Consider the following 25,658-nt stretch of genomic DNA (forward strand, 5'->3'; position numbering starts at 1 on the left):
GTCGCCGTAGCCGTACGGCGACCCCGCAGGTTTCCGGGGAGCCCGGGCTTGGAGCCCCTGCTTACCGCAGCGCCCGGCGCCGGCCGAACGCCATGAAGGCCGCGCCGAGCAGCAGGGCCCCGGCACCGAGACCGGCGACGGGCAGAAGCCCGCCGGCGCCCGTGCTCGCCAACTGGTCTGCGGTGCCCGGCGTGTTGCCAGGTGCTGTGTAGTCCGGTGCTGTGCCGCCCACGCTGACGGAGGTGTCCGACGGCGGGGCGGGAGCCTGCGCCGGTTTGGCCGGTCCGGCGGGAGCCCCGGCGGGGTTGGCCGGCTGCTGCGGGACTGCCGGCTGGCCGGGCGTTGCCGGCGTCCCGGCTCCCGGTTTCCCGGATCCCGGCGTGCCGGCCGGGGTGCCCCCGGACGCAGGCGCGGCATCGACAACGAATGCTACGGCTGCCGGCAGCGATGCGACACCGTCAATGGCTTGCGTCACGGTCACGGTGTGCGCTCCGGCGGCGAGTTCCGCGGGGAACGGGACACTCCACCGGGCACTGCCGGCCGAGGTCTGCGTGATCCCGGGCTCAAGCGCGGCCTTCGCCGCTGTGGAACCGGGACCGGCCCGCACGGAGTCAACAGCAACGCCGTCCACCGCCACGGCCACGTCGGCACCATCAATCGCCATGCCGGAGATGGTCGCTGGGAGGGCGTCCTGGCGCAGGTGTCTGCCGTCCCTGAGGTTCGACACCGCCGGCGCCGGCGGAATGACGGAGTAGGTGCGGGTCACCGCGGGGCTGTCCACTTCTCCGGGGGCCGTGAGCACGGCCATGACCGAAATTTTTCCGAAGACCGGCTGATCGGCCACGTTGATGCTCCAGCGGCCGTCTGCGGCGACGAGCCCGGTCCCGGTGAGGTCGCCGGAGAGCCGCACCGTGCCTCCGGCTTCTCCCGTGCCCTCGATGGTTTCGATGGCGGTGAGACCGGGGCCGTCCGGCTGGCCGTCCACCGGTGAGGTGATGGCCGGAGCCGCGAGGCGGGAGACGTCGACGGACAGGGCGACTGCACCGGAGCGGCTGTTGCCGTTCACGGTTTCAGCGGAGAACTTGAAGGTCCCTGCCGACGACGGTGCGGGGAACTGCCAGTTTCCCGACGCGTCGACCGGCACTTCCAAGGGCTGGCCGTCCTTCTGGCCGGAGGTCTGGCCCGGTTTCTGGTTCAGGACGGTGACGCGGACCTTGGAATTCGGAGCCACCACAGACGCCGGACCGGCATCGATGTGCCCGGTAATCGGCTCACCGGCTGTGACAGTTGCGTTGGAGGCCGCCGCGAGCGTTGGCTTGGCCAGGAACAGTTGCAGCTGGACACCGCCGGGGACCTGGCCCATGGCGTCCTCGAGAGTGGTTGCGATGGCCCGTGTCTGCACGCCCTCGTCGGTACTTTCCGCCCCTGTGTGCAGCCCGACAGCGAAGTTCCCGCTGATCCACGGCCCGCCGGAGTCCCCGCCGCCGGAGGTGACGGACGTCGAGTCGAAGCCCCGGATCGCCCGGAGATCGTTGTCATAGTCCGGCGGCAGTGAATTTGGCCCAGGGATGGCCCAGATGCCGACCGAGTCCACCGTGCCGCACCTCCACCCGGTGGTCCGGCCGGAACGGCACACGGGCTGGCCCTGGAAGGGCGCCACAGTTCCCACGATCTTCACGGACGTCGGCCCCGGATCGGCAGGATTGTCCCATCGGGTGACGGCGGGCTGGAGGTCCAGGCCACTCCTGATGCCTTGGAGGACGGTGATGTCCGTGCCGACGTTGGTGCCGTCCGACGCAACCCTTGAATTGCCGGAGCCACCGAACTGGCTGAACCCGAATGTGCCCAGGATCCCGGCGGCCGCGCCCGAACCAGCGCCCCCGGCCGCTGGCGCTCCCGCCGGATTTTCGATCTCGGCCTGCTTCGCGGCGCCGTCACCGGCGCAGTGCCCGGCGGTCAGGACCACGGGCTCGCCCGCGGGGCTGAAGGCCCCGAACCCGGCCGAACAGAGCGTGCGTCCGTCAACGATGTAGCCCTGGCCGCCAAAGAAGTCCTCTTCGGTGGTGACCCGCGATCCTTGTTCCAGCGTCACGTTGGCGTAGCGGGCCACGAACTCGGCCGCGGACATCTTCGTGCCCGGCTCTCCCGCCGGCTGCAGATTCAATCCGGCATCCAGAACGGCGCCGGAGGCGGGACCGGACTGCGCCGTGTTGGTGCCGCCGGCGCGGATGACGAAGTGGCCGTCGGTGTAGGTGACGGCCTGGAGCCCGGCGGTCCCGACCTCGCGGACGTAGGCCTCGAACAGTTGCTGGGTGCTGGAGGCCAGCAACTCCGCGGCCGAGGGGACAACGGCGGCGGCCGCAGGGGCGGCAAGCACGAAGTCGGCGTGGCCGGACTGGTTCAGTTCGGCCACGCGGGCACGGAGCCCGGGGCCGCTGCCTTCAACCGCGATCTTGCCGCCGGAGAGGCTGATCCCCACGTAGCCGGGTAGCACCCGCAGGGAGGGCGCGGCGTCGGCGGCCCGGCGGGCAAGGGCACCGGCGGCGTCGAATTCCGCAAGGGTCATGCCCAGATCCCGCCGCACGGCCTCGGCGAGCCCGGCATCGCTGATCGGGGTCGCGGACGGCACCGCAGAAGAACCGGCCAAAGGCGCGTCAGACGGCGCCGGCACCGGGACCGCCGTCGAGACCGTCGACGGCGCCGGGTCCGGCGCGGCCGGACTGGGGCTAGCCGCCGGCACCGGGACCGCCGTCGAGACCGTCGACGGCGCCGGGCCGGCAGGGGCCGGGGCCGGGGCGTTGGCTTCGGCCATGGCCGGGACTGCGGTCAACGCAAAGGCAGGCAGGGTACCGGCAAGCGCAATCGCGAGCGCCGCAGCGGCCCGCCCCAGCGGCTGGAACTTCGGAGTCTTCACTGGCCTACCCTAACTGCGCGCACCCTATCTGCCGAGCTTTCCCAGGATGGCCGCGAGTTCCTCGGACGTCACTCCGTGGCGGACCAGGTAGTCCGCTGTGTTGAGGGACCGGACGAAGTGCAGCAGGCTCTTGCCCCGGGATTCCAGCAGGGGCACCAGCACGTTCTCGGGCAGGAAACGCTCGTGGGGATGCGGGACGGCAGCGTGCCGGAGGTGCTCGTTGATGCCCCGCATGGAGCGCTGGTAGCCGCTCACAATGGCCTCGTCGCTGTCGCCGGCGAGGTCCTGGAGCATGGCGGCGATCATGCCGCTCCGGTCCCGCCCGGCGGAGCAATGGATCACCACGCCGCCCTCCGCGCCGGCCACCGCTTTGAAGACACGGGCCAGCAGGTGCGGGAACAGCCTGGCGTTGTCGGCATAACAGGCGGGGTCGTTCAGGTAAGGCACGCAGAGCTCGCGAAATTCGCGGTTATCCGGGTCTTCGGTGGGGGCCTGCACGACGTCGAAGCCGGCCAGGGCCGCCGCCCGCACCGGCGGATCGGTCTCCCGGCGCCGGATTTCGGCTTCGTTGCGGAGGTCGATGACGGTCCGGATACCCCGGCGGTGCACCTGCCGCCAGCCGGCCTCGGTGAGCCATTCCCGGCGTCCCATGCGGAACACGTCCCCGGCCACGTGCCACGCGTTGACGGCCCCGTCCCACTCCATCGTTCCGGGCACCGCCTGCCCCTTGGCTTGGCCCAGGGGCGCTGCAGGAATCGTCATCCAGACAGCTAAGCACACGCACCGGCGCGATCCGCGGCAGGATTCACAAACGTTATACAGAGTGGGACCATTGGCAGAATCTGGGGTTCACGCCTCGCGACTCGTTTCACGGCACGCGCGCTGAAACCAGCGTGCCACTGAGGGGAAACACCATGGGAACTCTGAAACTTCGACGCCGGCGGACGGCTCTGGCGGCCGGTCTCGCCACCCTGGCCATGGCGGCCGGGGTGGCGGTTGTGCCGGCGCAGGCTGTGGACAGGACCAGGTACGTTGCACTCGGAGACTCCTACGCCGCCGGGCTGGGGGCGGGGCCGTACTTGGATGATTGCTACCGCAGCGAGAACAGCTATTCAGAACTCGCTACCCACACGAAAACCGTCAAGCTGGTTGCCAACGCCGCCTGCAGCGGCAAGACGACCCAGGACGTCGTCGACACCCAGCTCAAGCGGCTGAACAGGGCTACCGGGCTCGTCACCATCACTGCTGGCGGCAACAATCTCCGGTTTGCGGAAATCCTCGCCTCCTGCGGCGCTGCCATCGTCAATCCCGCCGCGGACCCACTGTGCGAGGCCGCCAGCGCCTACGCGGAGGACCAGATCTCCAGCCACAAACTGGCCGGTGACGTGACCGCGATGATCCAGCGCGTGAAGGCTGCCGCGCCCAACGCCAACGTTGTGGTGACGGGCTACCCCTACCTCTACGATCCGGTCGCCCCCGGCCAGACTGATTCGATGTCCCGGTTCATCTACAAGGCCACGCACTTGGCTGACGGCCTGAACGGCTCCATCGCCGCCGCTGCCCGGGCCACCGGGGCGGAGTACGTCGATGTCCGGGCCGCCTTCGCCGGTCACGGTGTCAACTCTGCGGCCCCGTGGATCAATCTCCACCGTTGGGCCCCGGCCAGTCCGGAAAACTTCCACCCGAACGCCAAGGGCTACGAGGCGTACTTCGCATCCCTTAGTGCGGCCAAGGCCTACTCGGCACCCTAGCGCCGCTTGGCCAGCCTTGATTCAAGGGCGTTCCGGACCATCGGCCACTCGTGTTCCAGGATGGAATACACGACGGTGTCGCGCAGCGCCCCGTCAGTGCTGCGCGTGTGACTGCGGAGCACGCCGTCCTGTTTGGCCCCCAGCCGGGTGATTGCCTCACGGGACTGGTGGTTGAGCCAGTGCGTCCGGAACTCGACGGCGGGGCAGCCCAACGTCTCGAAGGCATGCCGCAGCAGCAGCAACTTGGAGTCCGGGTTGCTGCCGCTGCCATGTGCGGACGCCGCGTTCCAGGTGGAGCCGATCTCCACCCGGGGCGTGGCGGCGTCGATGTTCATGTAGGTGGTCATCCCGATCACCCGGCCCGGCCCGCCCGTGGCGGGGTCGAGCAGCCGCGTGGTGAAGGGCAGCATGGCGCCGCTGTCCTGCAGGGCCAGGCGCCGCTCAATCTCGGCGGCCATCTGCTGCGGGGCGGGCACGCTGGTGTACCAGAGGTGCCACAGCTCGCCGTCGCGGGCCGCCTCGACGAGGCCGTCGTGGTGGTCCTGGCTCAGCGGCTCGAGGACGACGTATTTGCCGGTCAGGGTGATGGGGGCGATCGCGGGGCGGTCCAGGGAGGTCACCGCACCATCCTAGGGGCACGAACGAAGGCCGGTCACTTGGTCCAGTCGAAGAAGCCCTTGCCGGACTTGCGTCCCAGTTCGCCGCGGGCAACCTTGTCGCGGAGGATCTGCGGCGGAGCGAAACGATCGCCCAGCGTGGACTGCAGGTATTCCGCGATGCCGAGGCGCACGTCCAGGCCCACAATGTCGGTGGTCCGGAGCGGGCCCGTGGGGTGCTTGTAGCCCAGGACCATGGCGTTGTCGATGTCTTCGGCGGTGGCCACGCCCTCTTCCACCATGCGCATCGCTTCGAGGGCGATCGCGACGCCCAGCCGGGAGGAGGCGAAGCCAGGTGCGTCGTTGACCACGACGGCGGTCTTGCCGAGCGCTTCGACCCAGCCTCGGGCGGCCTGGGCCAGGGCGTCGGAAGTCTGCTCGCCGAGGACCACCTCGATGAGCGTCGACGCCGGCACCGGGTTGAAGAAGTGCAGGCCCAGGAAGTTCTGCGGCCGCTTCAGTTCACGGGCCAGCCCGTTGACGGACAACGACGACGTGTTGGAGGCAAGGTAGGCACTGTCGGCGAGCCGTTCCTCGATGCCGCGCAGCGCCGTGACCTTCAGGTCCCAGTCCTCCGGAACGGCCTCGACCACCAACTGCCGGCCGGCGAAGTCGTCATAGTCCACCGTGACCGCGAGCCGGGAAACGATCTCGTCCAGGTTGCCGTCCACGGCGCCCCGCTCGATGCTCTTGGCGGCGGCGGACTCAACCCGCTCCCGGGCTGCCTCGGCCGACGCCTCATCGCGCTCGACCACCACCACGTTGGCTCCGTTGATCAGGAAGGCGTGGGCGATGCCTGCGCCCATGCGGCCGCCGCCGAGAACTCCGACGGATGCGAGGAGGTTGGCGGGGAGTACGGAGTTGCCCATGTTTATTTCTGCTTCCCTGATTCCTTGGCTGACTTTTTGGCTGATTTCTTATCCAGAAAAGCCTGCATACGGTCGAACTTGGCCTGGGACTCGAAGAGGATCCCCTGTGCCAGCTGGTCAATGAGGGGATGCGCCTCGGCCGGGGCGTGGAACACGGATTTGGTAATCCGGACGGCCAGCGGATCCTGGGTGGCGATCCGGTCGGCGAGGCTGTGGGCCGCGGCCATCAGATCGGACGGTTCATGGATTTCGGTGATGAGATTGACCGCGAGGGCACGTTCTGCGCGCAGCACGGAACCGGCGAGCAGCATTTCCTTGGCGACGGGCTCCCCCACGAGTTCCTTGAGGCGCCAGCTGGCACCGGCGGCGGCCAGGATGCCGAGTCCGGTTTCGGGATTGCCGATCCGGACGGACGGTGTGCCGATCCGGAAGTCGGCGGCGTACGCCAGCTCGGCGCCGCCGCCGAGGCAGAAGCCGTCGAGGGCCGCGATGACGGGCATCGGCAGCTTGGCGATCCGGACGAAAATGGTGGAGTTGATGCCCTGCAGGGCATCGTCGCGGCGGCGTTCGCGCAGCTGGCCGATGTCGGCACCGGAGGCGAATACCCCGTCAGCGCCGGCGATGATGAGGGTCTTGGGGAGACGCTCGAGATGGGCGCAGACGGTGTGGAGTTCGTCCACCATCTGCTGGTCGATTGCGTTGCGGACCTCGGGGCGGTTGAGCAGCACCACCACCCGGTCCTCGCGCTCTTCGACCAGGAGCGTGCTGAAGGTAGCGGTCTCGAGCGCTGCTGCCGGGGCCGCCACTAGACGCGCTCCAGCAGCATTGCCGTGCCCTGGCCGACGCCGATGCACATGGTGGCGAGGCCGATCTTCGCGTTTTCGCGTTCCATCCGGCCCAGCAGCGTGATGGCGATCCGGGAACCGGACGACCCCAGCGGGTGGCCCAGGGAAATCGCGCCGCCGTCGCGGTTCACGATCTCCGGGTCCAGGCCAAGCCGGCGCATGCTGGCCAGGGACTGGGTCGCGAACGCCTCGTTGAGTTCGACGGCGCCGAGGTCCTCGACGCTGAGCCCGGAACGGGCGAGCACCTTCTGGGTGGCCGGGACCGGGCCGATGCCCATGATTTCGGGCTCGCAGCCGGCGGAGGCGCCATCGATGATGCGGGCGCGGGCTGTGAGGCCAAGCTTCTGGATCGCGGCCTCCGAGGCAACGATGATGGCGGACGCGCCGTCGTTGAGGGTGGAGGAGTTGCCCGCGGTGACGATCGAGCCGCCCTTGACTACCGGCCGGAGCCCGGCGAGGACGTCCATGGTGGTGCCGGCGCGGGGACCCTCATCGGTGTCCACCACGGTCTCACCCTTGCGGGTCTTGACGGTCACGGGGACGATTTCCTCGGCGAAACGGCCGGCGGCGATGGCGGCCAGGGCGCGTTCGTGGGACCGGACGGCGAAGGCGTCGGCGTCCTCCCGCGAGATGCCGTCAACCCGTCCCACCTCTTCCGCCGTCTCGGGCATGGAGAAGGTCATTTTCCCGTCCCGGGACAGCTCGCCCTTGGTGAACTGGGGGTTCACGAAACGCCAGCCGATGGAAGTGTCAAAGATTTCGCCCGGCTTGGCGAAAGCGGTCCGGGGTTTTTCCTGGACCCAGGGAGCGCGGCTCATGGATTCGACGCCGCCGGCGATCACGATGTCCGCGGCGCCGGACTTGATCATGTGGCTGGCCATGATGATGGCGCTGAGCCCGGAGGCGCAAAGCCGGTTCACGGTGATGCCGGAGATGTGGAGGGGCAGCCCGGCAAGGAGGGTGGCCATGCGGGCCACGTTGCGGTTCTCTTCGCCGGCCCCGTTGGCGTTGCCGAGGATGACCTCGTCGATGGTGTCCGGATCGACGCCGGCGCGGGCCACAGCCGCGCGGACCACCAGTGCGGCCAGGTCATCGGGGCGGACTGCGGAGAGGGCGCCGCCGTACCGGCCCACGGGGGTGCGGGCGCCGCCAACAAGAAAAGCCTCGACCATGAGAACATCCTTCACCAAGAAAGCGGGGCCGGCAGCAAAGTAATTTACCGACCGTTCGTTCTATAAAGATTACACGGCGGTGCAAGGGGGTCAACCGGATGCCACCGGATTACGCGACGACGACGCCCAGATGGGCCGCGAGCAACGGGGCGAGCAGGGTGAGCTGGTAATCGTCGACGACGAGGCCGGCCAGGCTGCCCAGGCCGCTGACTGTGCGGAAGTCGGTGCCGCGGAGGTCGAAGTCCTTGAGCCTGGCTCCGGTGAAATCAAGAGTGCCGATCGTGCAGTTCTTCAAGGCGACCCGCGTGGCGGTGCAGGAGCCCAGATCCAGCTCGCTAATGATGCAGTCGCTGATCTGCACGTCCGTGAGCTTGGATCCGCGAAGGTTCACGTAGTCGAGTTTGCCGCCGTCGATCCGGACAGACTGCCAGCCACTTTCATAGAGCTCCGCCGATCCCCAGCGGGGGTTGCCGATCTCGACATCCCGCAGGCTGGTCCGGGCCGCCATCAGCACCGGGGCGTAAGCCTCGGTCAGGATGCAGTCACGAAAAGTCGCACCCCGCAGCTGCGTCTCATTGAACGACACCCCGGTGAACTCGCACTCGGCAAAGTCCGCACCGCCCAGGTCCAGACCGTCTGCCGACGCGCGGCTGTACCGGACGCCGTCGTTCCGAACACCTCGCCGGAACTCCGGGGCAGGGTCATCCCGCAGATCCCCGGTCCGGACCGGGGCGAGCCGGGGGGCGGTGACTTTCGGGGTCTTGTCCGCCGCAGTCCGCCGGACCATCACAGGGACTCGGCCTTGGCCGCGATGTCAGCCAGGTCTTTTGCAAGGGCCTTGCGGGTGATGCGCATTCCGAGCGGACCGAACACGGTGAGCATGATCCTGCTGAACCGGGTCGGTTTGATGACTTCGGCGCCGAAGGTCAGCGTGAGGTCGGTTCCGCCGCTGCGCTCCGCCAGGGCGAACCTGGTGGTGTAGTCGGCGCCGCCCTGATGGGCCTTCACCGTGGTGCTGCCGCCCCGGCCGTTCGACGGCGCCTCGGACTGGGACACCCACATCTCCACCGTTTCCGAGCGCCCCATCATGGTGCGCGTTTCCTTCCAGCGGGTGCCCACGGCATAGGGCCCGTCGGTGAGCATCTGGATCGAATCGACGCCGGACAGGGTCGCGGCAGATCCGGGAATGTCCGACACCACCGCCCAGACCGAGTCCGCCGGAGCATCGATGTGCTGGGTGAGAGTGGTCTTGTGGTCCATGACCTCGAGCCTAGCCCGCGGACCGGGGGAACTTCACCCTTTGACAAACCGCCCCGCAACTGCCGCAGACGACGCTCTGGAGGATTATCCCGCGAAACCCCTTGAATTAGTAAGCATGCTTTGTGTTAGGCTGATCGGACAGTATTTTCAACCGGAACGAAAGGTGGCCTACACCATGGGTGTCGGAGACAAGATTCAGAACGAAGCAGAGCACCTCGGCGGCAAGGCCAAGGAAGCTGCTGGCAACGCAACTGACAACGACCAGCTTCGAGCCGAGGGCCAGCGGGACCAGGTTGTAGCCGACGCGAAGAAGGTCGGCGAAAACGTCAAGGACGCCTTCAAGAAGGACTAGCCCTTAGGGCGATCGCGGCGCCGGATTTTCCTTTGGGGGATCTCCGGCGCCGCTTTTTTGTGCCCGTTCTGTCGTGCCGCGGTTTTGGGGTTTTGTGGCCATGCAAGAATGGCCCCACAGCCGACGGAGGGGCCAGCATGGACCGGACACACGCAGGACAGGGCAAGCCCGCCACCCGGGGTCTCAGCAATACTGACCTCAGCCAGGCTGGCGGCGCCGCGGCCGGCGGTTCGCCGGCGCTGCGCGGCTACCTGGCGACGCCGGCAGGCGAAGGGCCTTTCCCGGCCGTCCTGATGGTCCATGAAGCCTTCGGCCTGGACGACATCACTGTCCGCCACGCCGACCGGATGGCGGCGGCCGGTTACCTGACACTGGCCGTTGACCTGTACAGCGACGGCGGGGCGCGCCGCTGCCTCGTCGCCACCATGCGCGCGCTGTCCGCGGGCGAGGGCCGGGCCTTCACCGATCTGGCCACCGCCCGGGACTGGCTGCTTGCGTCCGGCCGGACCACGGGCAAGATCGGCGTGATCGGTTTCTGCATGGGCGGCGGCTTCGCCCTGCTGCTTGCCAATGACGGCTTCGACGCCGCCGCCGTCAACTATGGACGCCGCCCGAAAGACCCCGCGGTGGCCCTCGCCGGCGCCTGCCCGATCGTGGCCAACTTCGGCGGCCGGGACCGCACCCTGCCCGGCGAAGCGGCAAAACTCGCGGCCGTGCTCGACGGGCTGGGCGTGGAGAACGACGTGAAGGAATTCCCGCATGCCGGACACGCCTTCCTCAACGATGTGGAGACCGGGCCGAGAGTGCTGCGGCCGCTCATGCGGGTCATGGGCATCGGCCCGGATCCGGAATCGGCCCCGGAAGCCTGGCAGCGGATCGAGGACCACTTCGCCACGCATCTGAACCCCACCTGATTCGCGGCAAGCCGTTTTGAGTCCCTAAGCGGCGCCAGCCGCGACTTACTTAGGCAGGCGGACGCTGGGCGTGAAACCATACGGACCATGGTCCAGAAGATTGCGTACCAGGGTGAGCCCGGCGCCAATTCAAATATTGCCTGCGCGCAGATGTTTCCCGGGCTGGAGAGCGTCCCCTGCGCCAGCTTCGAGGACGCTTTAGAGCTGGTATCCAGCGGCGAGGCCGACCTGGCCATGATTCCGATCGAGAACTCGATCGCCGGCCGGGTGGCTGACATCCACATCCTGCTGCCCCAATCCCGGCTGCAGATAGTGGGCGAATACTTTCTTCCGATCCATTTCGACCTGATGGGCATCCCCGGCAGCACCATCGAGGGGGCCACCGAGGTCCACAGCCACATCCACGCCCTGGGTCAGTGCCGCAAGTTGATCCGCAGTGCCGGCCTGAAGCCCGTAATTGCCGGGGATACCGCGGGTTCCGCCCGTGAAGTGCGGGAGTGGAACGATCCAGCCAAGCTGTCCCTCGCTCCCCCGCTCGCGGCCCGGATCTACGGCCTGGAGGTGCTGGCTTCGCGGGTGGAGGATGATCCGTCCAACACCACGCGGTTCGTGGTCCTGGCGCCGGAAAAAGAGCTGCCGTCCCGGGAGGCGTTGCCGGGACCGGCTGTGACCAGCTTCCTGTTCCGGGTCCGGAACGTCCCCTCCGCACTCTTCAAGGGGCTGGGCGGGTTTGCCACGAATGGCGTGAACATGACAAGGCTGGAGAGCTACATGGTGGGCAACGAGTTTGCGGCCACGATGTTCATGGCCGACGTCGAGGGGCACCCCGAGGATTTGCCGCTCAGCCTGGCGCTGGAGGAATTGGAGTTCTTCACCACCGAGGTACGCATCCTTGGCGTCTATGCCGCCGCCGAATACCGGACCGGGCAGGCAGCCGGCCTCTGACCGCCAGCCCGGACCAACCTTGCGAAGAAAGCCACCCCACGCGGTCACACCGCCGCAGCCCGCCCTGCCTGCAGGAGGGGTGCGAAGAACGCGGCAAGCTCCGCCGTCGCCGTCAGCGGCAGGATGTTGGCCACGTACTGGTCCGGGCGCACCACCACGATGACGCCGCCGCGGTCGATGCCGCGCAGCTCAAAGATGTCCGCCGCCGGATCGGTGCCGTAGACCTTCTCGAGGTAGGGGAGCTTGAACGGCCCCACCTCCGGCGTGAAGACCGCGGGGACGTTGCCGATATCGATGCCCGTATGGTCCTGCTGGTAGATCACCTTCACATCGAACCACGCATCACGGTCGGCCCCTGCGGGGGTGGCGGCGAGCGGCGAGTCCGGCGCGCCGGCCAGCCACGCGGCGAGGTCCGCGGCGGGCGACGGGGACCCCGCCTGTTGTCCTGGCGCTGCCGCGTCCGCGAAGACGTAGATGCGCCAGCGGCCGTCCGCCGTGGCCTGGTGGCCGAGCTGGACCGGGTTGGTGTCGCAGACCCGCACAACGGGCGCGGACTTGAAGCGCTTGCCGACGGGAAAGCCGGTGGCCAGCTGCTGGTGCGTCGCCTCGGCCACGACCATCGACGGCGAGTACTCGGTCATGAAGCCGGCAGGGAACTCGGCGGTGCGCACGTAGAAGTCCTCGAGCTCGGAGGGGTTTTCAAACTCCTCGGGCTTCTTCGCCATGAGCGTCGACCACACCTTGTCGAAGTCAATGAGGTTCTTCGCGACGACCTGCCGCTCGGCCGAGTACGTGGACAGCAGGCTCTCCGGGCTGCGGCCCTCCAGCACGTGGCCGAGCTTCCAGCCGAGGTTGAAGCCGTCCTGCATGGAGACGTTCATGCCCTGGCCGGCCTTGGCGCTGTGCGTGTGGCACGCATCGCCGGTGATGAACACGCGCGGCGTGCGGGCGCCCAACTCCTCCGGCAGGACGTCGTCGAACCTGTCGGTGAGGCGGTGGCCCACCTCGTAGACGCTGTGCCAGGCCACGTTGCGCACGTCGAGCGTATAGGGGTGGATGATCGCGTTGGCCTTGGCGATGATCTGCTCGATGGTGGTCTTGCGGATGGCCCCGCGGTCGTCCGCGGCGACCTCGCCGAGATCGACATACATGCGGAAGAGATGCCCGCCCTCGCGCGGAATCAGCAGGATGCTGCCGCCGTCGTGGGACTGGATGGCGCATTTGAGCCGGATGTCGGGGAAGTCCGTGGACGCGAGCACGTCCATGACGCCCCATGCGTGGTTGGCCTGGTCGCCGGCCATGGTGCAGCCGATCGACTCGCGCACCCTGCTGCGGGCGCCGTCCGCACCCACGACGTACTTGGCCCGAACGATGCGTTCCCGGCCCTCGTCGGGACCGGCGGTGTGCGCCAGCGTCACAGTGACCGGATATTCACCCTCGCCGGTGACCTCCAGGCCGCGGAACTCCAGACCGTAGTCCGGGGTCATTCGGGCCGGGGACATGGCCATGAACTCGGAGAAGTAGTCGAGTACGCGGGCCTGGTTGACGATCAGGTGCGGGAACTCGCTGATCCCGCCCGGGTCATCGAGGGTGCGGGCGCTGCGGACGATGTTCGAGGGGTCCGCGGGATCCGGCTTCCAGAACGCCATTTCGGTGATGCGGTACGCCTCGGCGATGATCCGCTCGGCGAAACCGAAGGCCTGGAAAGTCTCGACGCTGCGGGCCTGGATGCCGTCGGCCTGGCCGATCGCGAGCCGGCCCGGCCGGCGTTCCACGATCCGGGTGGTGACGCCCGGGAACTGGGACAGCTGGGCGGCGGCGAGCATGCCTGCGGGGCCGGAGCCCACGATCAGCACATCAACCTCGTCGGGAAGCTGCGTGGGCCGATCGATGCCGACGCCGGCGGCCGGCTGGACTCGCGGGTCACCGGATACGTAACCGTGGTGGTGGAAATGCACGGGCTTTCCTCACTTCGTTGTGTGGCGGCCTGTCAACGGCCAAGCGTGTTCGATATTAGAACGTCACGTTCGATAATAGAATTTGTGTTCCTGATCCAGAACTGTACGGCAGATATGACGCGGGTTACAAGTGCGCCAGATGGTGCCGGCAAATGCCCGTGCCAATGTCCCGGCGCAGGGGGTTGACGCTCCGCCATTCCCGGGCCATAGTGTTTCGTATACGATTTCGTACTCGATGAGGAGCAACACTTGGAACAGGTCACCGACCACATCCTGGCCGCGGCCCGCAAGGTCATCGCGGTGCATATCAACTACCCCAGCCGGGCAGCCCAGCGCGGCCGCACACCCGAGCAGCCCTCCTACTTCCTGAAGCCGTCGTCGTCCCTGGCTCTCGGTTCGGCAGCAGCCCCTTCGACCGTGGAGCGCCCGGCCGGCTGCGAACTCCTCGGCTACGAGGGCGAGATCGCCCTGATCATCGGCAAGCCCGCCCGCCGCGTGGGCATCGAGGATGCGTGGAGCCATGTCGAGTGGGTCACGGCCAGCAACGACCTCGGCGTCTACGACCTCCGCTACGCGGACAAGGGCTCCAACCTCCGCTCCAAGGGTGGCGACGGCTTCACGCCCGTGGGCCCGGGCCTGATCGCGGCAGACGCCGTCGATCCCGCAAAACTGCGGATCCGCACGTGGCACAACGGTGAGCTGGTCCAGGACGACACCACCGGGGACCTGCTCTTCCCGTTCGCACGGCTCGTGGCCGACCTGTCCCAGCTGCTGACCCTCGAAGAGGGCGACATCATCCTCACAGGCACCCCCGCCGGGGCGTCGGTCGCCACGCCGGGCGACATCGTCGAGGTGGAAGTAGACAACGACGGCGGCGGGCTCACCACCGGCCGGCTGGTCACCCGGGTAGTGGAAGGCACGACGCCGTTCGCGGACTTCGGCGCCCGGCCGAAGACCGATGATCTCCAGCGGGAGGAAGCCTACGGTTCCCGTGAAGCGGCCGGGCTCGCCGCCGCCCAGCCGTCAGGAACGCCGGGCCTGTCCCCGGAGCTGAAGGCGAAGCTGGAGTCCGTCTGCACGGCCACCCTGTCCTCCCAGCTGCGCAAGCGCGGCCTGAACAACGTCAGCATCGACGGCCTGACCTCCACCCGCCCGGAGCGGCGGATCGTGGGACTGGCGCGGACCCTGCGCTACGTGCCCAACCGCGAGGACCTGTTCAAGACCCACGGCGGCGGCTTCAATGCCCAGAAGAAGGCCATCGATTCCGTCAACGAGGGCGAGATCCTGGTGATGGAGGCCCGCGGCGAAAAGGGCACCGGCACGATCGGCGACATCCTGGCCCTGCGCGCCCAGGTCCGCGGCGCCGCCGCCATCATCACCGACGGCGGCGTGCGCGACTTCTCGGCCGTGGCCGCCATGGACATGCCGACCTACTATGCCAACCCGCACCCGGCCGTCCTGGGCCGCCGGCACATCCCCTGGGACACGGACATCACCATCGCCTGCGGCGGCACCACCGTGCAGCCCGGGGACATCATCGTCGCGGACGCGGACGGCATCCTGGTGATCCCGCCGGCCCTCGCCGACGAGGTCGCGGACGACTCGATCGCGCAGGAACGCGAGGAAACCTTCATCGCCGAGATGGTGCAGCAGGGCCACAGCGTCGACGGCCTCTACCCGCTCAACGCCGCATGGCGGACCCGCTACGAGCAATGGGAAGCTGGCAAGGCCAATGACTGAGACAGCCAGGGCCGCAGCCACGCCGCCCGCGACCTCCGGCAGCAAATCCGAGCAGGCCTATGCGGCCGTCAAGGCCCGGATCGTGGACGGGACCTACTCCCCGGGCTACCGGCTGGTGCTGGCCAAGATCGCCGAGGACCTGGGCGTCAGCGTGGTGCCGGTCCGCGAAGCCATCCGCCGGCTCGAGGCCGAGGGCCTGGTCAAATTCGAACGGAACGTCGGCGCCACCGTATCCGGGATCGACCCCACCGAATACCTGTACACGATGCAGACCCTCAGCATCGTCGAGGGCGCCGCCACGGCACTCTCGGCCCCGCTGATCGGGGCGGCGGACGTGGCCCGCGCCCGGGCCGTCAACGCCGAGATGCGCGAGTGCCTGCAGCACTTCGACCCCATCCGGTTCACCGCCCTGAACCAGGATTTCCACAGCGTCCTGTTCGAGCACTGCCCCAATCCGCACATCCTGGACCTCGTCCACCGGGGCTGGAACCGGCTGGCGTCGCTGCGGTCCTCCACGTTCCGCTTCGTCCCGGGCCGTGCCCACGAATCCGTCGATGAGCACGAGGCGCTGCTGCAGCTCATCGAGTCCGGCGCCAGCCCGGATGACATCGAAAAGGCCGCCCGCCGCCACCGCAGCGCCACCCTCGACGCGTACCTCGCCCAAACCAACGCGGGGTCACTTAGCGCCCATTAAGGCCCCCCTCATGGGCCGTAAGTGACCCTGCGTTGGACTACCAGTAAGGAAGACAATGACGTTTACTGCCGCAGAAACCACAGCCCACTACGTTCCGCAGGACCTTCCCACCCACATCCAGCACTACATCAACGGCGAATTCGTTGATTCGGTGGGCGGGGCAACCTTCGACGTCCTGGACCCGGTGTCCAACACCAACTACGCCACCGCCGCCGCCGGCCAGAAGGAAGACATCGACCTCGCCGTCGCCGCGGCCCGCGAGGCGTTCGTCAACGGCCCGTGGCCGAAGATGAAGCCGCGCGAGCGGGCCCGGGTCCTGAACCGGATCGCCGACGCCGTCGAGGCCCAGGAGGCACGCCTGGCCGAGCTCGAAACGTTCGATACCGGCCTGCCGATCACCCAGGCCAAGGGCCAGGCGCTGCGCGCGGCGGAGAACTTCCGCTTCTTCGCGGACCTGATCGTGGCCCAGTTCGACGACGCCATGAAGGTCCCCGGCGCCCAGATCAACTACGTCAACCGCAAGCCGATCGGCGTCGCCGGGCTCATCACGCCGTGGAACACCCCGTTCATGCTCGAGTCCTGGAAGCTCGCCCCGGCCCTGGCCACCGGCAACACCGTGGTGCTCAAGCCGGCCGAATTCACCCCGCTCTCGGCCTCGCTGTGGGCGCAGATCTTCAAGGACGCCGGGCTCCCCGACGGCGTGTTCAACCTGGTCAACGGCCTCGGCGAGGAAGCCGGCGATGCCCTCGTGAAGCACCCGGATGTGCCGCTGATCTCCTTCACCGGCGAGACCACCACGGGCCAGACGATCTTCCGCAACGCCGCGGCGAACCTCAAGGGCCTCTCCATGGAGCTGGGCGGCAAGTCACCGTGCGTCGTGTTCGCCGACGCGGACCTCGACGCCGCGATCGACTCCGCCCTGTTCGGCGTTTTCTCCCTCAACGGCGAGCGCTGCACCGCCGGCTCCCGGATCCTGGTGGAGCGCGCCGTGTACGAGGAATTCTGCGACAAGTACGCCGCCCGGGCCAGGAACATCGTGGTCGGTGACCCGCACGATCCCAAGACCGAGGTCGGCGCCCTGGTCCACCCCGAGCACTACGCCAAGGTGGCCTCCTACGTGGAGATCGGCAAGACCGAAGGCCGGCTGCTGGCCGGCGGCGGCCGGCCGGAGCACTTGCCCGCAGGGCTCAACAACAGCAACTACATCGCCCCGACTGTGTTTGCCGACGTCGCCCCGGACGCGCGGATCTTCCAGGAGGAGATCTTCGGCCCCGTGGTCGCCATCACCCCGTTCGACAGCGACGCCGAGGCCCTCGCCCTGGCGAACAACACCCGGTACGGGCTCGCGGCGTACATCTGGACCCAGAACCTGACCCGGGCCCACAACTTCTCGCAGAACGTCGAGGCCGGCATGGTCTGGCTCAACAGCCACAACGTCCGCGACCTCCGCACCCCGTTCGGCGGCGTCAAGGCCTCCGGCCTGGGCCACGAGGGCGGGTACCGCTCCATCGACTTCTACACCGACCAGCAGGCCGTCCACATCACCCTGGGCACCGTCCACACGCCTAAATTCGGCGCCTAAGTTTCCCGCCGGCGCCACCCAGACCCCTTTCAAAGAAGAGAGAGCACCATGACCAACTTCGTCCCCACCCCCACTGTCCCGGCTCCGGACATCGTCCGCTGCGCCTACCTGGAACTCGTGGTCACGGACCTCGCCAAGTCCCGCGAGTTCTATGTGGACCTGCTGGGCCTGCACGTCACCGAGGAAGACGAGAACACCATCTACCTGCGCTCCCTCGAGGAGTTCATCCACCACAACCTGGTGCTGCGCAAGGGTCCCGTGGCCGCTGCGGCCGCTTTCGCCTATCGGGTGAAGTCCCCGGCCGAGGTGGACGCCGCCGAGGCCTACTACAAGGAACTGGGCTGCCGCACCGAACGCCGCAAAGAAGGCTTCACCAAGGGCATCGGCGACGCCGTCCGCGTCGAGGACCCGCTCGGCTTCCCCTACGAATTCTTCTACGAGACCGAACACGTCGAGCGCCTCACCCAGCGCTATGACCTCTACTCCGCCGGCGAACTGGTCCGGCTGGACCACTTCAACCAGGTCACCCCGGACGTCCCGCGCGGCCGGGCGTACCTCGAGGACCTCGGCTTCCGCGTCTCCGAGGACATCAAGGACTCCGACGGCGTCACGTACGCCGCGTGGATGCACCGCAAGCAGACCGTGCACGACACCGCCCTGACCGGCGGCAACGGCCCGCGGCTGCACCACATTGCCTTCGCCACGCACGAGAAGCACAACATCATCCAGATCTGCGACAAGATGGGCGCCCTGCGCATCTCGGACCGGATCGAACGCGGCCCCGGCCGGCACGGTGTCTCCAACGCCTTCTACCTCTACATCCTGGACCCGGACGGCCACCGCATCGAGATCTACACCCAGGACTACTACACCGGCGACCCGGATAACCCCACCATCACCTGGGACGTCCACGACAACCAGCGCCGCGACTGGTGGGGCAATCCCGTGGTCCCGTCCTGGTACACCGAGGCCTCCCTGGTCCTGGACCTCGACGGCAACCCGCAGCCCGTGATCGTCCGCGAGGAAAAGAGCGAGATGGCCGTGACCGTGGGCGCCGACGGCTTCTCCTACACCCGCAAGGAAGAGGAAGGCTCCGCCGGAGAAGCGACGGGCTTCAAGCTCGGGGCGCAGGTCTAGCGTGCTGGATCCCGCAACGATCGAGGCCATCGCGGACGAACTGCTGGAGGCCGGCCGCAACCGCACACCGGTCCCCCGCCTGACCACCCGCTACCCGGAGATGACGGTGGAGGACTCCTACGCCGTCCAGCAGCTGTGGCGGCGGCGCAACGAGGACGCCGGACGCCGGCTGGTGGGCCGCAAGATCGGCCTCACGTCCAAGGCGATGCAGGCCGCCACCGGCATCACCGAGCCGGACTACGGCGCCATCTTCGATGACATGGTGCTGGAAACCGGCTGCTCCGTGGACTGGGACCGGTACACGCATCCCCGGGTCGAGGTGGAGCTCGCGTTCGTGTTGAAGCAGGACCTCGCCGGCCCCGGCTGCACCATCTTCGACGTCCTGAACGCCACCGACTATGTGGTCCCGGCCCTGGAGATCCTGGACTCCCGGATCGAGATGGAGGGCCGGACGATCGTGGACACCATCGCCGACAACGCGGCCATGGGCGCCATGGTGATCGGCGGCAACCCCGTCCGTCCCGACGCCGTGGACCTGCGCTGGGTCTCCGCTATCCTCTACAAGAACCAGACAGTGGAAGAAACCGGCGTCGCGGCAGGGGTCCTGGACCACCCGGCCAACGGCGTGCACTGGCTGGCCAACAAGATCGCCGCCCACGGCGACGGGATGAAGGCCGGCGACATCATCCTCGCCGGCTCCTTCACCCGGCCGCTCTGGGTCTACAAGGGCGACACCGTGCACGCCGACTACGGACCGCTGGGGAGCATCACATGCCGCTTCGAGTAGAACCCGACGCAACGCTCAGGGACGCCCTGCGCAAGCAAACCGGCGCTGCCGGCCGGCCGCTGGCCGGGATGTGGGTGTGCTCGGGCAGCCCGCTGGTGGCCGAGCTCTGCGCCGGGTCCGGCCTGGACTGGCTCCTGATCGACGCCGAACACAGCCCCAACGGGCTCGAATCCGTCCTGGCCCAGCTGCAGGCGGTGCACGGCTACCCGGTCCAGGCCGTGGTCCGGCCGCCGGTGAACGACACGGTCCTCATCAAGCAGTACCTGGACCTGGGCGTCCAGAACCTGCTGATCCCCATGGTGAACTCGGCAGCCGAGGCGGAGGCCGCCGTGGCCGCCACCCGCTACCCGCCGCACGGGGTCCGCGGCGTCGGCTCCGCCCTGGCCCGGGCCGCGCGCTGGAACCGGATCCCGGACTACCTCGCCCGCGCCTCCGACACCGTCAGCGTCACCGTCCAGATTGAATCCGAAGCAGCGGTTGCCGCCGTGGAGAACATCCTGGCGGTGGACGGCGTGGACGCGATCTTCCTCGGGCCTTCCGACCTTGCCGCCTCCATGGGGCTGCTGGGCCAGCAGGAACACCCCCGGGTGCGCGCCGCCGTCGAACACTGCCTCGCCGCCGCCACCGCGGCCGGCAAACCCGCCGGCGTGAACGCCTTCAACCCCGCAACCGCCCGCGCCTACCTGGCCGCCGGCGCAGCGTTTGTGCTGGTCGGGGCGGATGTGTCCATCCTGGCCCGCGGCTCCGAGGCCCTTGCCGCCGACTACATCCCACCGGACCCGGTGGCTGAGCCTGGCGGCACCCCCGCCAGTTACTGAAGCTTCGGGGCGTTAAACGCGACGGCGGCAGCCACCTTCTCCAGGTGGCTGCCGCCGTCGCCGCGTTAAGCGCCGGACTGGTCGGTCCTAGCTGTAGAGCTCGCTCTTGGGTGCGTTGTTCTTGACCTTCTGCCAGCCCAGCCACAGCACCAGGGCGAAGAACGGAACGGTCGCCAGGGTCCACAGGCCCAGGTGGAAGACCTCACCGGTCTTGCTGGTCATGGTGTCGAAGCCAATCAGCACCGTGATGGCCAGCAGCGCGACCAGTCCGGCCCAGCTGGTCCACGGCGAGCCCGGCATGGGCAGGCTGGAGACGCGGCCCTTCTGGTGGCGCAGCGCGATCTGGCTGGCGAAGATGGCGCCCCACGTGAAGATCACGCCGATCGAGGCGGTGTTCAGTGCGAGGTCGAAGGCGTGCGAGCCGCCGAGCCAGATGTTCAGCAGGATGCCCACGAGGTAGAAGGCGGCGATCGCCAGGATGGCCGCGTACGGCACGTGGCGCTTGGACATCCGGGTGAGCCACTGCGGGGCATGCCCGTTGTTGGCCATGGTGCGGAAGACGCGGCCGATCGAGTACAGGCCCGAGTTGCAGGAGGACAGCGCGGCGGTGATGACGATCATGTTCATCACGTCGCCCACCCAGCCGAGGCCCATCTGGCCGAACACGGTGACGAACGGGGACACGCCCGCCTTGTACTGGTCCGAGGGCAGCAGCATGGCCAGCAGCAGCACGGAACCGACGTAGAACACCACAATGCGCAGTACGACGGCGCGGATCGCCTTGGGCACTTCGCGCTTGGCGTTCTCCATCTCGCCGGCGGTGATGCCGACGAGTTCGATGCCGTTGTAGGCGAAGATCACGGCGTTGAGCACGAGGACCATCACCAGGGCGCCCTTGGGGAACATCCCGCCGTCGTCGGCGAAGAGGTTGGCGACTGAGGCGTGGCCGGTGCCGACCTTGGCGTTGGTGACCACCATGAAGGTGCCGACGGCCAGGAAGATCAGGATGGCGCCGACCTTGAGGCAGGACGCCCAGAATTCAAACTCGCCGAACGCCTTGACGCTGAGCAGGTTGACGGCCACGAGCAGCGCGAGGGCGGCAATCGCGGAGGCTTCCACCGGCACGTTGGGGAAGAAGAACTGGAAGTACAGGCCGATCGCGATCAGCTCGGCGATCCCGGTCATGCCCCAGTTGATGAAGTACATCCAGCCGGAGAGGAAGGCGCCCTTCTTGCCGAACATTTCGCCGGCGTAGCTGACGAAGGAGCCCGAGGTCTGGCGGTACATGATGAGCTCGCCCAGTGCCCGCATGAGCAGGTAGGCGATCACGCCGGCGATGGCGTAAGAGAAGATCAGCGCCGGGCCCGTGGAGGCCAGGCGTCCGCCGGCTCCCATGAACAGGCCGACGCCGATTGCGCCTCCCATCGAGATCATCGTCACGTGGCGGCCGCTCAGGGTCTTCTTGTAGCCCTCGGCGCTGAGGGTCGAGTCGACGGCGGATTCCGCCGGCGCGCTCTGGAGTTCTGTAGGGGTAAGTGATGGCACAACGGTTCCTTGTAGGTCGAATTATGGCCGGGACGGGACCGGGATTCGGTTACACACCATTCGGGTTCTGCCCGGTGGGGCAGCCTCGTGTACCGAACCTCACAAAGTCAAAGCTTCGCGCGGCTCATCCATCGTACTAGAATTCCCAGCCTGGCCGTGACGCGGGCAACACCAGATGGGTACTATCCATAATTTATGGCGCATGATTTGCCTAATCGCCGAATAATGTTCTATTTCGGCTCCGCAAAGTCCGGCTCATCCTGCTGTTACGCCAGCGCGCCGTCCCGCATCGCGTACCGGAGCCAGTTCCCGGAGCTGTTCCCGTGCCCGTTCCGAGTTTCTTGGCTCGTTCCTCGCCGGGCGCAGGTGCTGAACCACTCCCCCAGCGCGCGGTCGTGGCTGACCATGACCAGTGTCCCTGCGAACTCGGACAAGGCCGCTTCGAGCTGTTCCACCAGCACGGGCGCCAGGTGGTTGGTGGGCTCGTCCACCAGCATCGTCCCGAACCCGCCGAGCAGGAGCCGGGCCAGCGCCAGCCGGCGTTGCTGCCCCGCGGAAAGGCTGCCCACCGGCACGTGGAATTCGCTGGTCCGGAAGAGCCCCAGCCGGAGCAGGGCCTCGGCGTGCTCATCGATGTTGCCGCCCAGGCCCGCGGCAAAAGCGGGCAGGAGACGCAGTCCCGGGCGCTGCGGAAGGTCCAATTCCTGCTGCAGGTAGCCGATCCGGCCGTGCCTCACCACTTTGCCCTGGGCCGGTTCCAGCGTGCCGGCGAGGACGGAGAGCAGCGTGGACTTCCCGGCACCGTTGGGGCCCGTAATGAGTATCTTCTGGCCGGTTTCCACCCGGAAGTCCGTGGGTTCCAGGCGGCCGGGCACGGCGACCCCCTTCGCCTCGAGAGCCGGGCCTTCGGCCACGTCCGCCCGCAGATCCGTCGCCAGCCTCAGGGGCACCGGGGGACGGTCAATGGGGTTTGCCTCCAGCCGGCGCAGCCGCTCCTGGGCATTGCGGACCTTGCTGGTGGCGGCCTTTTGCCACGTGCCGGCCTTGAAGTCGAACCCCATTTTGTCGCCGTCGCGCTGGCGGGCGTAGCCCATCTTCCCGGAAACAGTGTCCGCCTGGAGCCGTTCGGCGGCCATCGCGTCCAGCCATCCGTGGTACTGCTGGGCCCAGCGCTGGCGTTCGGCAGCCTTCTCCCGCAGATAGCCTTCATAGCCGTTGCCATACCGGTTGACCGACCGGCGTTCGGCATCGACCTCAATCACGGTTGAGGCCACTTTGCGCAGCAGGACGCGGTCGTGGGAGACCACCACCACGGTGCCGCGGTGCGCGGCCAGCCGTGCCTCCAGCCAGGCGGTGCCGCTGGCGTCCACGTGGTTGGTGGGTTCGTCCAGGAGCAGGATGTCCGCGGGATCGGCGAGAACGCAGGCCAGTGCCACCCGTTCCTGTTCCCCGCCGGAGAGCGAGCCCAGTGTCCGCATCCGGTCCAGCCCGCCCAGGCCGAGCCGGTCCAGCGCCGCCTCCACCCGGGATTCCGCGGCGTAGCCCTCCCTGAGCTGGTACTGCGTCTGCAGGTTTCCGTAGCGCTCCAGTTCGTCCGCTTCCGCGCCGGCCAGCCCGTCCTCCAGACGGTCCAGCTCGGCCTCCAGCGCGCGCAGCGATTCCAGTGCGGCGTCGATCGCGTCGCGGACGGTGAACTGCTCCGGCAGGCCATGGGTCTGGGCCAGGTAGCCCACGCGGCCGTGGCTGACGGCCGTGCCCTCGTCCGGGGCCTCGAAGCCGGCCAGGATCCGCAGCAGCGTGGATTTGCCCGCGCCGTTTTCGCCAACGATCGCCACATGTTCTCCGGCAGTGATGGCAAGGTCGACGCCGGCAAAGAGCTGGCGGTCCCCATAGCCGTGGGATACGCCTGAAAGGCGGAGATGTTCGCTCAAGGAGTCCTCGCAAGTAGGTGCCAGCATGCCCGACGGCGGCCTGCAGCCTCAGTATGGCACCGCCGGCCGTCACTGGGGCACTGGGCGCCGGGGCCGGTGTCCGGGGCGGGTGCCGCCGTCGGGCGTCGGGTCTGCCGTGGTGCCGGGGATGATGAGCTGGACCGCGTCCTCCTGCCTCGGCGCTAGGCTGGGGACATGGGCACAGCTCTCCGCACACCACCCGCGCCGCAGCCGGAGCTTTACCGGTTCTCCCGGCTCGATTTCATCACTGTTGGACTCTATGTTGCCGTGGCCGGCGTATTCGCCGTGGCGGGCAGCCTGCTGGAGCCGCTGCTGCTGCAGCTCTCGCCCAATCCTGCGGTGGCGTCCTACGCGGTGAACCTGATCTTCTATGCAACCGTCGGCGTCCTGGCCGTGACCGCCGCCCGGCGTGTCGCGGTCCGCGATCTCCGCGTCCTGGCCACGAGGCCCTGGTTCACGGCCCTGATGGTGCCCCTGACCGTCGTCGCGATGCTCATCCTCACCGCGGTGCTCGTGGCCCTTAGCGGGCCGGTGCAGACCTCCGCCAACCAGGCCGGCCTCCAGGCGCTCATGCAGCAGGTCCCGGTCTGGCTCATGGTGCCCCTGCTGGTGCTGGTCGGCCCGTTCGTCGAGGAATACATCTTCCGCCATCTGCTGATCGGCAAACTGAGCCGCCGGGTCAACCTCTGGGTCTGCTGCACCATGTCCGTGATTCTCTTCGCGGCCCTGCACATCGTGGGGCAGGAGCAAATGACCCTGCAGGTGCTGATGCCGTACCTCGCCATGGGCGCCGTCCTGGTGTTCGTGTACGTCTGGACCGGGAAGAACGTCATGTTCTCCTACTTCGTCCACGCCTCCAAGAACCTCCTGGCGGTCATCTTCATCTACGCGATTCCGCCCGAGGTGCTCGAACAGCTGCAGCAGGTCCAGGGCTGACCGAAGGAACGCGGCGCCTTGTGGGGCCTGAACCCTACCGCCGCACGCGGTTCCCCTCTGGTTGTTCGCCGGCGCATGCGCTATCTTGAGGGCACTTCGCGATAGTTTGGGAGGGTTGGAGCGGCAACCTTGTATTGGGGAGGACTGCCATGAAAGCCCACGCCCACCGAATGTTCGTGCTCCCGGCAGCTGCGGCGATGACGACGCTTCTCGCGCTGAGCGGCCCGACGGGCAGTCATGCTCGGAATGGAAGCTCGACTACCTGATGGCACGGGATGGATCGATCTGGCGGATCGTGGACTCCCTGACGCCGCAAGGGCCTCCGACGCCTTGTGGGGCCTGAACCCTTCCGTCGCGGGCCGCGGCGTCGTAGGTTCTTCCCATGACACTGAACATCCAGATCGCCGTGGACTGCATCAACCCGCACGAACTCGCCGACTGGTGGGCCGAAACCCTGGACTGGGCTGTTGAGCCGCAGGATGAGGGCTTCATCCGTTCGATGATTGAGCAGGGTTTCGCGACGGAAGCTGAGACCAAGGTGCACCACGGGAAACTGGTCTGGCGGACCGGCGCCGCCATTCGGCCGCCGCAGGATCTGGGGGTCAAGCCGGCTACCCGGCGGATTCTTTTCCAGACCGCGCCGGAGGCGAAGACCGTCAAGAACCGGGTCCACTGGGATGTGAACCTGGCCGGCGCGGACAAGGACGAAGTGCGTGCGGCGCTCGAAGCGCGCGGCGCCACCTTCCTCTGGACCGCCAGCGAGGGACCGCATTCCTGGCATACCATGGCGGACCCGGAAGGCAACGAGTTCTGCATCAGCTGACGCGATTA

At 68.0% G+C, this 25,658-nt stretch carries 24 protein-coding genes; 13 read left to right on the plus strand and 11 right to left on the minus strand.

The features are described from left to right. Positions 1 to 61: 61 nt before the first annotated feature. The gene (locus ABH915_RS18500) at positions 62 to 2,566 is read right to left on the minus strand and encodes a S1 family peptidase (protein WP_370124119.1); all 2,505 of its coding nucleotides are present in this window, start codon (positions 2,564 to 2,566) and stop codon (positions 62 to 64) included. On the opposite strand from ABH915_RS18500, the gene ABH915_RS18505 reads away from it, so the two are divergent. Further along, positions 2,565 to 2,927, plus strand: a complete 363-nt coding sequence (locus tag ABH915_RS18505) for a hypothetical protein (protein WP_370124121.1) — start codon at positions 2,565 to 2,567, stop codon at positions 2,925 to 2,927. The two genes, ABH915_RS18500 and ABH915_RS18505, sit on opposite strands and share 2 nt — an antisense overlap. An 11-nt stretch (positions 2,928 to 2,938) precedes the next feature. On the opposite strand, the gene ABH915_RS18510 is transcribed toward ABH915_RS18505, so the two are convergent. After that, entirely contained in the window at positions 2,939 to 3,619 is a 681-nt protein-coding gene (locus ABH915_RS18510; protein ID WP_370125039.1) for a tyrosine-protein phosphatase, read from the minus strand. 209 nt (positions 3,620 to 3,828) lie between these two features. Here ABH915_RS18510 and ABH915_RS18515 point away from each other — a divergent pair, with 209 nt between their 5' ends. Next, the gene (locus ABH915_RS18515) at positions 3,829 to 4,665 is read left to right on the plus strand and encodes an SGNH/GDSL hydrolase family protein (RefSeq protein WP_370124123.1); all 837 of its coding nucleotides are present in this window, start codon (positions 3,829 to 3,831) and stop codon (positions 4,663 to 4,665) included. Here the strand turns inward: ABH915_RS18515 and ABH915_RS18520 are convergent. From ABH915_RS18520 to ABH915_RS18545, 6 genes are all read right to left on the minus strand, one after another. After that, positions 4,662 to 5,285 (minus strand): GNAT family N-acetyltransferase, encoded by a 624-nt coding sequence (locus tag ABH915_RS18520; RefSeq protein ID WP_370124125.1) that lies wholly within the window; start codon positions 5,283 to 5,285, stop codon positions 4,662 to 4,664. The genes ABH915_RS18515 and ABH915_RS18520 overlap by 4 nt on opposite strands. A gap of 32 nt (positions 5,286 to 5,317) precedes the next feature. After that, on the minus strand, positions 5,318 to 6,190 hold the full coding sequence (locus ABH915_RS18525) for a 3-hydroxyacyl-CoA dehydrogenase family protein (protein WP_370124127.1): 873 nt from the start codon (positions 6,188 to 6,190) through the stop codon (positions 5,318 to 5,320). A 2-nt stretch (positions 6,191 to 6,192) separates the two neighbouring features. Next, the gene (locus ABH915_RS18530) at positions 6,193 to 6,996 is read right to left on the minus strand and encodes an enoyl-CoA hydratase/isomerase family protein (protein ID WP_018775084.1); all 804 of its coding nucleotides are present in this window, start codon (positions 6,994 to 6,996) and stop codon (positions 6,193 to 6,195) included. Further along, positions 6,996 to 8,207 (minus strand): acetyl-CoA C-acyltransferase, encoded by a 1,212-nt coding sequence (locus ABH915_RS18535; RefSeq protein ID WP_370124129.1) that lies wholly within the window; start codon positions 8,205 to 8,207, stop codon positions 6,996 to 6,998. Before ABH915_RS18535 ends, ABH915_RS18530 begins: the two co-directional genes overlap by 1 nt. A gap of 109 nt (positions 8,208 to 8,316) precedes the next feature. Further along, on the minus strand, positions 8,317 to 8,994 hold the full coding sequence (locus tag ABH915_RS18540) for a pentapeptide repeat-containing protein (RefSeq protein ID WP_370124131.1): 678 nt from the start codon (positions 8,992 to 8,994) through the stop codon (positions 8,317 to 8,319). Next, positions 8,994 to 9,467, minus strand: a complete 474-nt coding sequence (locus ABH915_RS18545; RefSeq protein WP_370124133.1) for an SRPBCC family protein — start codon at positions 9,465 to 9,467, stop codon at positions 8,994 to 8,996. Before ABH915_RS18545 ends, ABH915_RS18540 begins: the two co-directional genes overlap by 1 nt. Positions 9,468 to 9,642: 175 nt before the next feature. Between ABH915_RS18545 and ABH915_RS18550 the strand changes: the two genes are divergently transcribed. The 3 genes from ABH915_RS18550 (at position 9,643) to ABH915_RS18560 (ending at position 11,678) form a co-directional block, all read left to right on the plus strand. After that, positions 9,643 to 9,819, plus strand: a complete 177-nt coding sequence (locus tag ABH915_RS18550) for a CsbD family protein (RefSeq protein WP_043422699.1) — start codon at positions 9,643 to 9,645, stop codon at positions 9,817 to 9,819. Between the two features lie 137 nt (positions 9,820 to 9,956). Continuing rightward, a complete protein-coding gene (locus ABH915_RS18555) occupies positions 9,957 to 10,733 on the plus strand; it encodes a dienelactone hydrolase family protein (RefSeq protein WP_370124136.1) in 777 nt (258 codons plus the stop codon). Positions 10,734 to 10,820: 87 nt separating this feature from the next. Further along, positions 10,821 to 11,678, plus strand: coding sequence for a prephenate dehydratase (locus tag ABH915_RS18560; protein ID WP_370124138.1), 858 nt, complete (start codon positions 10,821 to 10,823; stop codon positions 11,676 to 11,678). Between the two features lie 44 nt (positions 11,679 to 11,722). On the opposite strand, the gene ABH915_RS18565 is transcribed toward ABH915_RS18560, so the two are convergent. Continuing rightward, positions 11,723 to 13,636 carry an FAD-binding monooxygenase gene (locus ABH915_RS18565; RefSeq protein WP_370124140.1) on the minus strand — a complete coding sequence of 638 codons (1,914 nt, stop codon included), beginning with the start codon at positions 13,634 to 13,636 and terminating at the stop codon, positions 11,723 to 11,725. Between the two features lie 249 nt (positions 13,637 to 13,885). Between ABH915_RS18565 and ABH915_RS18570 the strand changes: the two genes are divergently transcribed. From ABH915_RS18570 to ABH915_RS18595, 6 genes are read left to right on the plus strand one after another with little or no spacing between them, the layout of a single operon-like run. Beyond that, entirely contained in the window at positions 13,886 to 15,376 is a 1,491-nt protein-coding gene (locus ABH915_RS18570; RefSeq protein WP_370124142.1) for a fumarylacetoacetate hydrolase family protein, read from the plus strand. Further along, positions 15,369 to 16,070 (plus strand): GntR family transcriptional regulator, encoded by a 702-nt coding sequence (locus ABH915_RS18575; RefSeq protein WP_370124144.1) that lies wholly within the window; start codon positions 15,369 to 15,371, stop codon positions 16,068 to 16,070. Before ABH915_RS18570 ends, ABH915_RS18575 begins: the two co-directional genes overlap by 8 nt. Before the next feature lie 55 nt (positions 16,071 to 16,125). Then, positions 16,126 to 17,652, plus strand: coding sequence for a 5-carboxymethyl-2-hydroxymuconate semialdehyde dehydrogenase (gene hpaE / locus ABH915_RS18580; protein ID WP_370124145.1), 1,527 nt, complete (start codon positions 16,126 to 16,128; stop codon positions 17,650 to 17,652). A gap of 48 nt (positions 17,653 to 17,700) precedes the next feature. After that, on the plus strand, positions 17,701 to 18,789 hold the full coding sequence (gene hpaD / locus ABH915_RS18585) for a 3,4-dihydroxyphenylacetate 2,3-dioxygenase (RefSeq protein ID WP_370124147.1): 1,089 nt from the start codon (positions 17,701 to 17,703) through the stop codon (positions 18,787 to 18,789). A gap of 1 nt (position 18,790) precedes the next feature. Beyond that, positions 18,791 to 19,576: a 2-oxo-hept-4-ene-1,7-dioate hydratase gene (hpaH, locus tag ABH915_RS18590; protein ID WP_370124149.1), complete on the plus strand. Its 786-nt coding sequence runs from the start codon at positions 18,791 to 18,793 to the stop codon at positions 19,574 to 19,576. Next, on the plus strand, positions 19,561 to 20,394 hold the full coding sequence (locus ABH915_RS18595) for an HpcH/HpaI aldolase/citrate lyase family protein (protein ID WP_370124151.1): 834 nt from the start codon (positions 19,561 to 19,563) through the stop codon (positions 20,392 to 20,394). Before hpaH ends, ABH915_RS18595 begins: the two co-directional genes overlap by 16 nt. Positions 20,395 to 20,481: 87 nt before the next feature. Here the strand turns inward: ABH915_RS18595 and ABH915_RS18600 are convergent, their stop codons facing one another. Both ABH915_RS18600 and ABH915_RS18605 read right to left on the minus strand, forming a co-directional pair. Then, a complete protein-coding gene (locus ABH915_RS18600; protein WP_026537404.1) occupies positions 20,482 to 21,939 on the minus strand; it encodes an amino acid permease in 1,458 nt (485 codons plus the stop codon). Between the two features lie 266 nt (positions 21,940 to 22,205). Continuing rightward, the gene (locus tag ABH915_RS18605; RefSeq protein WP_370124153.1) at positions 22,206 to 23,870 is read right to left on the minus strand and encodes an ABC-F family ATP-binding cassette domain-containing protein; all 1,665 of its coding nucleotides are present in this window, start codon (positions 23,868 to 23,870) and stop codon (positions 22,206 to 22,208) included. A gap of 195 nt (positions 23,871 to 24,065) precedes the next feature. On the opposite strand from ABH915_RS18605, the gene ABH915_RS18610 reads away from it, so the two are divergent. Next, positions 24,066 to 24,827 (plus strand): lysostaphin resistance A-like protein, encoded by a 762-nt coding sequence (locus tag ABH915_RS18610; RefSeq protein WP_370124155.1) that lies wholly within the window; start codon positions 24,066 to 24,068, stop codon positions 24,825 to 24,827. A 382-nt stretch (positions 24,828 to 25,209) separates the two neighbouring features. Next, on the plus strand, positions 25,210 to 25,650 hold the full coding sequence (locus tag ABH915_RS18615) for a VOC family protein (RefSeq protein ID WP_370124157.1): 441 nt from the start codon (positions 25,210 to 25,212) through the stop codon (positions 25,648 to 25,650). The last annotated feature ends 8 nt before the right edge of the window (positions 25,651 to 25,658 follow it).

This window comes from Arthrobacter sp. MW3 TE3886, from assembly GCF_041262145.1.
Lineage (GTDB): Bacteria > Actinomycetota > Actinomycetes > Actinomycetales > Micrococcaceae > Arthrobacter.